At 38.5% G+C, this 2,364-nt stretch carries 2 protein-coding genes and 1 tRNA gene; all 3 read left to right on the forward strand.

The genetic code is table 11. The annotated features are described in order from the left end of the window. Positions 1–128: 128 nt before the first annotated feature. The 3 genes from ODU50_RS10275 to rpmB all read left to right on the forward strand — a co-directional run bounded on the left by ODU50_RS10275 (position 129) and on the right by rpmB (position 1,918). Positions 129–214, forward strand: a tRNA-Leu gene (locus ODU50_RS10275). A 234-nt stretch (positions 215–448) separates the two neighbouring features. After that, positions 449–1,330: a class II fructose-bisphosphate aldolase gene (locus ODU50_RS10280; RefSeq protein WP_013730139.1), complete on the forward strand. Its 882-nt coding sequence runs from the start codon at positions 449–451 to the stop codon at positions 1,328–1,330. A gap of 399 nt (positions 1,331–1,729) precedes the next feature. Then, positions 1,730–1,918 (forward strand): 50S ribosomal protein L28, encoded by a 189-nt coding sequence (gene rpmB / locus ODU50_RS10285; protein ID WP_001140948.1) that lies wholly within the window; start codon positions 1,730–1,732, stop codon positions 1,916–1,918. Positions 1,919–2,364 lie beyond the last annotated feature (446 nt).

The following is a 2,364-nucleotide window of genomic DNA, read 5'->3' on the forward strand; positions in this document are numbered from 1 at the left end:
CCTTAGCTCCATTTTCGCTTAGATTTTCCAATTTTACTGATTGAATAGAAAGTTGATTTTTTGAAATAAACTAAAAAATTTTCTTGACAAGCCTTAGCTGTCCTGTTATACTAGTAAGGTACTCAATCGCGGGGATGGCGGAATTGGCAGACGCGCAGGACTAAGGATCCTGTGACCGCTTTAGGTCGTGTGGGTTCAAGTCCCACTCTCCGCATAGTGGACTAGCTAAGGCTAGTCCTTTTGCTTTGTCTAGATAAGTGCAGAGCACGATATACGCTAGTTCATAAATTACAAGAATGATACGAAACAGGCATTATTATGGCTTTCATGAAAAGATATGTGAAAATTTTCTCAAAACTAGACGGTTTCAACTAGCATTTTCAAAATAAAAATGGTAGAATAGAGGAGTATGAGGTGCAACCTCAAAAAATATTAGGAGGCTATCGAAATGCCATTAGTTTCAGCAGAAAAATTTGTCCAAGCAGCTCGTGACAACGGTTATGCAGTTGGTGGATTTAACACAAACAACCTTGAGTGGACTCAAGCTATCTTGCGTGCAGCAGAAGCAAAACAAGCTCCAGTTCTTATCCAAACTTCTATGGGTGCAGCTAAGTACATGGGTGGTTACAAAGTAGCTCGCAACTTGATCGCAAACTTGATTGAATCAATGAACATTACAGTTCCAGTTGCTATTCACCTTGACCACGGTCACTACGAAGATGCACTTGAGTGTATCGAAGTTGGTTACACTTCTATCATGTTTGACGGTTCACACCTTCCAGTAGAAGAAAACCTTGCAAAAGCAAAAGAAGTTGTAGAATTGGCGCACGCTAAAGGTATCTCAGTTGAAGCTGAAGTTGGTACTATCGGTGGTGAAGAAGATGGTATCGTAGGTGCTGGTGAATTGGCTCCAATTGAAGACGCAGTAGCAATGGTTGCAACTGGTATTGACTTCTTGGCAGCAGGTATCGGTAACATTCACGGTCCATACCCAGCAAACTGGGAAGGTCTTGACCTAGATCACTTGCGTAAATTGACTGAAGCTGTACCAGGTTTCCCAATCGTATTGCACGGTGGTTCAGGTATTCCAGATGCGCAAATCCAAGAAGCAATCAAATTGGGTGTTGCTAAAGTTAACGTAAATACTGAGTGCCAAATCGCATTCGCAAATGCAACTCGTAAATTTGCAGCAGCTTATGAAGCAAACGAAGCAGAATACGATAAGAAAAAACTCTTTGACCCACGTAAATTCTTGGCAGACGGCGTGAAAGCTATCCAAGCATCTGTTGAAGAGCGTATCGACGTATTCGGTTCAGCGAACAAAGCTTAATGTAACTGCGAAGAAATCTCAGATTTCAAGCAAACAAAGCATAAGTTTCTTAGATTAAACCAAAAAGGATTTTCTTTCGAGAATCCTTTTTATTATATAGTTTATTAAGCTCGATCTAGTTCTTCGCCATGAAGAAATCTACGATAGAAGTGAGCAGAGAACAATTAAAATATAAACCGCTCCAAAGTTTTCATGACCATAATAACTTAGAGAACGAAGAATTATGGATGGGGCGCAAACTGTAGTATTAAAATATTTACCTATGAGTATAGATACTTTTAAAAAAATAAAAATAAAAATGAAAATAATTCTTGCCAAGTCCAATCTTTTCTGTTAGAATAGTATGGTATGTGGTGCTAGCACATCCGATATATTTGATCAAATGAGGAGGAAGATACAATGGCTAAAGTATGTTATTTCACTGGTCGTAAGACTGTATCAGGTAACAACCGTTCACACGCTATGAACCAAACTAAACGCGCAGTTAAACCAAACCTTCAAAAAGTAACTGTTTTGATTGATGGTAAACCTAAAAAAGTTTGGGCTTCAGCACGTGCACTAAAATCAGGCAAAGTTGAACGCGTATAATAACAAAGTCGTTAGAAAAATCTAGCGACTTTTGTTTTTGGAAAAAATAGCCTAGTTATAAAGTCGATGAGGAGCAAATTCGGCCACTACATAATAAACAGGAAAGAATATCAACTACATAACTCTTCACAATGCTGTTGAAAAGTAGCTAACAAGAAGAAATGTTGTCAAAAATGAACTGTGTATTGATGTGGGAGATTTTTCCAAGGTCGAACATTTAAACTTGGATTGACATTAGGAGTTGTACGAGAGAGCATATCCGTACGGGTTCTACAAGAAGGGAATCACGAAATGGAAGAATAGAGAGTGTTTAAAAAATGGTAAATTCTCAAAGTAAGTTCTAGTTCCCGTCCTTCCAGAAGTTACTTTGAGAAAACTGCATAAAATCAACAGAATTTAGTCTCAGACTAAGTTCTGTTTTTGCCTAAACTGCTGATTCAAGGGAG

It is taken from the genome of Streptococcus sp. 2020WUSS084 (assembly GCF_044427445.1).
In the GTDB taxonomy this organism is placed as follows: domain Bacteria; phylum Bacillota; class Bacilli; order Lactobacillales; family Streptococcaceae; genus Streptococcus; species Streptococcus suis.